Origin of the sequence: Desulfosarcina cetonica JCM 12296, assembly GCF_001311845.1 — a bacterium.
Classification (GTDB): domain Bacteria; phylum Desulfobacterota; class Desulfobacteria; order Desulfobacterales; family Desulfosarcinaceae; genus Desulfosarcina; species Desulfosarcina cetonica.
On record NZ_BBCC01000278.1, the window covers coordinates 1 to 6141 of the forward strand.

The following is a 6141-nucleotide window of genomic DNA, read 5'->3' on the forward strand; positions in this document are numbered from 1 at the left end:
GCCGGCCGCGATAGGTGATCGCCGGCAGCAGGCTGCCGGGCATCCAATTGGGGCTTGCCATTGGCGGTGACACCGGTGACATGCCCGGTTTCATCCAGGTCCACGCGAATAAATCCGTTCTGCAACCGGCGCGGATCGGCGGACACCGCCGGCCGGACCGCATGGTCCGCGGAGGAAGCCCCGCCGCCCATCAGGAAGTAAACCCCGTCGGGCATCTGCTGCCGGCCGGATACGCGCAGGGTGACGGTCAGGGTTGAACCGCCGGCCCCAGAATCGATCTTCTCCACGGCGGCCGGAATGATCCGGCCATCGGTGGTATACAGGCAATAGGGGTCCCGGGCAGAATCTCCGGCCGGCAACGTCAGGGTGAGATGACGGTCGCCCCCGCTCGGCGGTTCCATGAAGACCAGGGTATCCAGGAGCCGTTTGCCATCGGCGGTCGGGGCCTTTGGCGCGGCTTTCGCGGCGCTGTCGATCAGTTCGCGGACCCGCGCGGCCGTGTGGGCCTCGATGGCCGCGCTGTAACGGTCGAGTTCATCCAGCAGGGCCGCCACGGCCTTTTCGCGCGGACGGCTGAGAAACGGCGTGGCCAAACCGAAATTGGTGGTGGAAAGGGCGCGCAAACGGGTTTCGAAAGAACCGCGCAACAGGTCGTTGACGATATGGGAAAACGGTTTTTTCACGCCGATGGCAAAGGCCTGACGAATGGCTCGGTGGGCCCGGCGATTGCGTTCGATACGGGTCCAATAATCCGAGGCGCAGGCTTTTTCGGCCCACGAGTTGTATCCGTTGAAACTGCCATCGGCCGTATCCTGGCTGAACTGAACCGTGCCGGCCGATGGGTGGTCGGCCAGGTAGTCGCTGACATTGCTGAAGGTGACAAAATCAAGGTCATCCACCGAACGGATCAGCTGCTCAATCCCGCCGGTATTGGGCAGCCATTTCAGGTAGGCGGGCAGGTTCGCGCCGGCCCAAAACTCGGCGTCGGCATCGAAATTGATGAAGATCAGCACGTCGCGATCGATGGTGCCCTCGTCCTGCAGCCGGTGCAGCGCTCGGCCCAGTTATGCAGGCTGACATTCTCGACCAGGTCACCGGCATGGTAGGTGGGCAGGATAAGGATCTTCTCACCGCTGCGCGGATTTTGGTACGTCACCGGATTATAGGCTTCCACGGGACGCAGGACACGGGAGAAGAGGCGAAAGGCATCAAAGGGGGTGGCGCTGTAATAGAGCGAGATGCAATCGATCCCCAGCGCCTTGTAGCGCGCGAAATTGCCCGGCGTGGTCATCATCTCCTGGGGGCGCACCACCGGTGCCGCCCGGCCGAAGAGGTCGCGCACGCCGCTGCCCTTGTCATTACTGATGGCCCGTTCCATGGAAGCCATGAATTCCTCGTCGGTCATGGCGGACATGAGGCCGTTGTTGTATGACATCAAAATGACATCGTCGCCGTTTTGCGCCACGCGGCGTTGGATGTCGCGAATGATGTCCGGGGCATATACCGGAAGGATCTCCTGCAGGGAAAAGAGGCTGTCGAAATCCCAGACGGCCCGCACGGGAATGCCGCTACGGTTGAAACGATCCAGTTCGCGGATCGTATGCCGAATGACGCGGATATCCTGGCCGAACCCATTTTCATCGTTGGTATCACCCCGAAAAGAGTGGTAAAGGTTGACGTGGAAACCGAAGGCGATATGAACCCGATGAGGCGAACCGGCGGCCGGAAGGACCGGTCGGAAGGCGCCGGGCAGACAAAGCAGCCAAATCCCGATCACGACGAGGAGAAGGCAGCGCTTACGTTTGGTGTTGTGTCGAAGGGGAATCATTGTTTCGCTTGACCATAAAAAGTTGCTATTGGAGCATCGCTAATAATTTTCTCATCGAACCCTAACACGAAACTAACAATTTCCATTTGCCCGATCAACGCGAAAGCGGTGGTTTTGTAGGGAAGTAATGAAAGTCATGGGAGAAGACGGATGAAACCGGCCCCACGTTACGCGATTATCGCCAATCCCGCATCCGGGAAGCTTTCCATGGATCAGCGCCACGCCCGGTTGAAGACGGTTGCCGAGGCGCTCGGCGCGACGCTTCACGGCCTGGATACCCGCAGCCCGACCGAATTGGCCCGATGCGCCCGGGAAACGGCCCAGCATTGTGACATTCTCGTGGTGGCCGGTGGTGACGGCACCTTTTCCCTGGTGCTGAATGCCGTCGACCTGGATGCGGTGACCCTCGCCTTTCTGCCCTTTGGCACCGGCAACGCCCTGACCTATGCCTTGAACTACCGCGGTGACCTGTTCGCCATCGCGGCTGCCATCCGCAAGGGATGCTGTCACCGCATGGATCTGATCGACTGTGGAATGGATGCAAACCGCCGAAAAAAGGCCTTCATGACGTCCGTGGGCATCGACGGTGCGGCCATCCGGCGCTACGAGCAGTATCACGCCGCTGGCCTGCGGGGCCTCAAGGCCCATTTGCGGGCCGGCATCGCCGCCTACTTAAAGGATTACCGGCCCACGGAAGGGACGCTCGATCTCGACGGCCGGCATTGGCGCGTCGACCGGCTGCTCAGCCTCATGGTGGTCAAACAGCCCTACTTCGGCATGGGATTGAAAGCGGTTCCCCGGGCGCGCTGGGATGACGGCGCGCTTCACATTCAGGTCATCAATACGGGATGGATTGGATTGCTGACGGGGCTGGCCACGGGCTTCACCATCGGCAACCGGGCGGGTTCCCATCACGCGGGAAGTCAATTGCGCCTGCGGCTGGCGGCGCCGCTGACCCTGCAGATCGATGGGGAACTGGCGTGGACCAGCGATTGGTTTGATTTTGGGGTACTACCGGGAGCATTACAGCTTCAATATTGACGGATGCGTAAAAGCCCGATATCGGCGTTACGCGGATCCTTCGTCACTGCGGCGTACGCTAAGTACGCCTCCTTCCTCAGGATCCGCAAGCCTTGATCTCGGGCTTTTTACGCATCCGTCGGAAATGCGATTTTTTACGCGTCCATCAATATTGATATTTATAAAGATTGCATCTGGGTCGTCACCGCAACCGGTTCGACCGACTTTCCCTTGAGGGTGTACCCGGTCTCGTTCACCAGCGCCAGGCAGGCGTCGACCACCTGCGGATCATAGAGCCGGCCGCTGTTGTCGGTCAGCTCACTCATGGCCTTTTTCATGCCCAGGGAGGGACGATAGGGGCGGTGGGAACCGATGGTTTCGAACACATCCGCCACGGCCAGGATCCTGGCTTCCAGCAGGATTTGCTCGCCCGACAGGCCGTTGGGGTAACCGGAGCCATCCATGCGTTCGTGGTGCTGCAGGACAATCTCGGCCAACGCCCAGGGAAAATCGATTTCTTGAGGATGTCGTAGCCCGACTGAACATGGGTGCGAATCATGGCGTATTCGGGAGCGCTGAGACGGCCGGGTTTGCAGAGGATTTCTCCAGGAACGGTAATCTTGCCCAGGTCGTGAATCACGGCGGCCATTCTAAGGCCATAAATGCGATCGTCACTCAGGCCCATGCGTTGTCCGATGGCGCTGGACAGGTCGGCGACGCGGTTCTGGTGGCCGGCCGTATAAGGGTCGCGAATTTCAACCGCCAGTGAGATGGCCTGGACAAATCCCTCCATGGCATTGCGGAAACGGCCCACATTATCGCTCAGTTCACTGGCCGTGGCCTTGAGCTGCCCGCGGATCTTGCGTTCGTGCAGCACCCGCTTGAGCCGGGCGACGATCTCTGCCAGCCGGATGGGTTTTTCAATGAAGTCGCTGGCCCCGTCGGCAATGATCTCTTCATAGGCGAAGTTGTTGACCAGCCCGGTAATGATGATCACGTCGGCTTCATAGCGGGACTTGATCTGGCGGCAGAGTTCGAGCCCGTTCATGCCCACCATCTGAATATCGGAAATAACCACCTCGATGGGTTCTGACTGAAGCTGTTTAAGGGCGGATTCGCCGCTATCGGCCGTCAGGCACCGGCAGCCGGCATGGGTGATGCCGTAGTAGAGAATATCGCGGATATCGTCATCGTCGTCGACCACCAACACCAACGGTTCGGTGGTCTCTATGGTTGGCATCGAATTCATGCATCGCCTCCTGAAGGTCTGACATTTTGGCCTCGTCGGTTCAAAGGCCACCCATTCACAACACTTTGCCCGCTCCTTGGCGATTGTTTCTCCAGCTTGAAGCATTGCACATGGATACGACGAGAAGCACGGCGCTTCGACAAAATCGTCAGAATCAGGATTTAAAAATCAGGAAGATCACATAGAGGACATAACATCCCACAAGGATCAGACCTTTTCTGCGAGAAATTGTCAAGTCTTGTCTCATCATCAGCCAGGGCAACAGCTGATGATCATCATCACCAGATAATCCACGATCAAGCCGCTTTTCACGAAACCGCCGGGAATCGTGATCGGCCGAATCATGGCAGAGGCCCCCACGACGCTGAGCAGGTTGAAAACATTGCTGCCCACAAGATTCCCCAGGGAGATATCCATCTCCTTTCTCACCGCCGCCATCACCGATGTGGCCAGCTCCGGGACCGATGTACCGAATGCTACCACGGTCAGGCCCACGAATTTTTCATTGACGCCCAGGGCGGTCATCATCCGTACCGCCGCGTCCACGAGCAGCTCCGCCCCCACCACAACGGTGGTGATCCCTCCCGCCACCATCAGGCCCTGCCGCCAGCGCTGTTTTTGCAATCCATCTGGCGGTGAGGTTTCTGTCGCCGGGGGCTTCGGATGATCGACGGTCCGATCGACCCGGGTGGCGACCTTGTAATTGAACCCGGTATAGGCGACAACACCGGCAAAAAGCATGACCCCCTCGGCCCTGCTGATCACCGAATTGAGCGAAAGCAGAAACAGAAAAACGGAAATGGCCAGCATCAACGGGATATCCCGCCGAATGACGGTCCGGCTGGTGGTCACCGGTTGGAACACCGCGGTGAGCCCCAGCACCAGGGCAATGTTGCAGATATTGCTGCCGACCACATTCCCCAGGGCAATCATGCTTTTGGCCTTGAAGGCGGAAACCATGCTGACCACCAATTCGGGAGCCGACGTGCCGAAGGCCACCACCGTAAGGCCGATCACCATGGGCGTCAGCCCCAGGCTGCGCGCCAGCGAGGCCGCGCCCTGGACCAGCCAACCGGCGCCGTAGTAAAGCAAGCATAAGCCGATTGAGAAAAAGATCAAATTCGTAAGGATCAAAATGGTTGCCTTTCTTGGATTCCGGCCAGGCTTTCGTGTGCGCGGACGGGAATCGCAAATGCCTGTCGTTTAGCGGTCCGCGTAACGGATCGTCACCGGTTTTCGCCAGGCCACGCGCTGATAGGTTTCATCCGGCCATCCCAGGGAGATCACCGCGTAGGGGGTTTCATGGTCCGGGATCCCCAGGCTGCGGACAATGCGCCGATCGCGCCGCATGGCTTCGATGGCATAACCGATCAGACAACTGCCCAAGCCCATGGCATGGGCGGCCAAAAGGATGTTACCCGTCGCCAAAAGGGCATCCTCGGCCGGGCAGGAAGCATCACTCTTCGCCGCCACCACGATGCCCGCCGGCGCACCATGAAAAAGCAGGTCACGGCCGCCGGCGGCATAGGCCTCGAGCCCCCGTTTGACCGTGGCATGGTACTGCCGGTAGTACGTGTCCAGTTCGGGTCTGCCCAGCAGCCGGAGCCCACGGCGCAGCCAGGCTTTTTCGGCCATCCGGTTGGTCCTGCGGAAGAAATCGCCCACGCGCCGTCCCAACCGCTCCAGGTCATCCCGATGGGGCAGCAGGGTGAAGGTCCATGGCTGACAGTTGGTTCCCGATGGCGCCGTCACCCCCACCTGAACCAAATCCGTCAAGATAGCGCGTTCCACCGGCCGGGACAAAAAGTTGCGGCAGGAGCGCCGCGATCCCATCAGGCTGACCAGGGCCGGTAGGTCGAACCGGCCGTGGGGAAGCCAGCGGCGATCGGCCCGGAACGTCTTGAAGGCAAACAGGTCGGACGTTACGGCCGGGACCTCGACGGCATCGGCAGGACAGGCTGCGCCACAATGATCGCAGCCCATGGACTCGCCCTCCCGGACGACAGCCTGGCCATCGACCAGGACCAGGATGTCTTTGGGGCAG

The 6141-nt window shown here is 59.9% G+C and carries 7 protein-coding genes; 1 reads left to right on the top strand and 6 read right to left on the bottom strand.

The features are described from left to right. Together JCM12296_RS31795 and JCM12296_RS31800 are read right to left on the bottom strand one after the other, a co-directional pair. On the bottom strand, positions 1–1013 hold a 1013-nt coding region (locus tag JCM12296_RS31795; RefSeq protein ID WP_054701537.1), incomplete at its 3' end, for a hypothetical protein. Continuing rightward, positions 1007–1828: a hypothetical protein gene (locus JCM12296_RS31800; protein ID WP_054701540.1), complete on the bottom strand. Its 822-nt coding sequence runs from the start codon at positions 1826–1828 to the stop codon at positions 1007–1009. The genes JCM12296_RS31800 and JCM12296_RS31795, both read right to left, overlap by 7 nt. 150 nt (positions 1829–1978) lie before the next feature. Here JCM12296_RS31800 and JCM12296_RS31805 point away from each other — a divergent pair, with 150 nt between their 5' ends. Continuing rightward, a complete protein-coding gene (locus JCM12296_RS31805) occupies positions 1979–2869 on the top strand; it encodes a diacylglycerol/lipid kinase family protein (protein ID WP_054701545.1) in 891 nt (296 codons plus the stop codon). A gap of 158 nt (positions 2870–3027) precedes the next feature. On the opposite strand, the gene JCM12296_RS42870 is transcribed toward JCM12296_RS31805, so the two are convergent. The 4 genes from JCM12296_RS42870 to JCM12296_RS31820 all read right to left on the bottom strand — a co-directional run. Continuing rightward, positions 3028–3174 (bottom strand): hypothetical protein, encoded by a 147-nt coding sequence (locus tag JCM12296_RS42870; RefSeq protein WP_218188387.1) that lies wholly within the window; start codon positions 3172–3174, stop codon positions 3028–3030. 8 nt (positions 3175–3182) lie between these two features. Continuing rightward, entirely contained in the window at positions 3183–4202 is a 1020-nt protein-coding gene (locus JCM12296_RS42875) for a response regulator (protein WP_083456720.1), read from the bottom strand. Positions 4203–4346: 144 nt separating this feature from the next. Continuing rightward, positions 4347–5231 (bottom strand): calcium/sodium antiporter, encoded by an 885-nt coding sequence (locus tag JCM12296_RS31815; RefSeq protein WP_054701551.1) that lies wholly within the window; start codon positions 5229–5231, stop codon positions 4347–4349. 69 nt (positions 5232–5300) lie between these two features. Continuing rightward, positions 5301–6141, bottom strand: an 841-nt coding sequence (locus tag JCM12296_RS31820; protein ID WP_054701554.1) for a nitroreductase family protein, incomplete at its 5' end; no start/stop codon positions are given.

Excerpts from the sequence above, each read along its gene's own strand:
- JCM12296_RS42870 (WP_218188387.1), bottom strand. The coding sequence starts at position 3,174 with ATGAGTGAGCTGACCGACAACAGCGGCCGGCTCTATGATCCGCAGGTG.
- JCM12296_RS31800 (WP_054701540.1), bottom strand. The coding sequence starts at position 1,828 with ATGATTCCCCTTCGACACAACACCAAACGTAAGCGCTGCCTTCTCCTC.
- JCM12296_RS31805 (WP_054701545.1), top strand. The coding sequence starts at position 1,979 with ATGAAACCGGCCCCACGTTACGCGATTATCGCCAATCCCGCATCCGGG.
- JCM12296_RS42875 (WP_083456720.1), bottom strand. The coding sequence starts at position 4,202 with ATGCTTCAAGCTGGAGAAACAATCGCCAAGGAGCGGGCAAAGTGTTGT.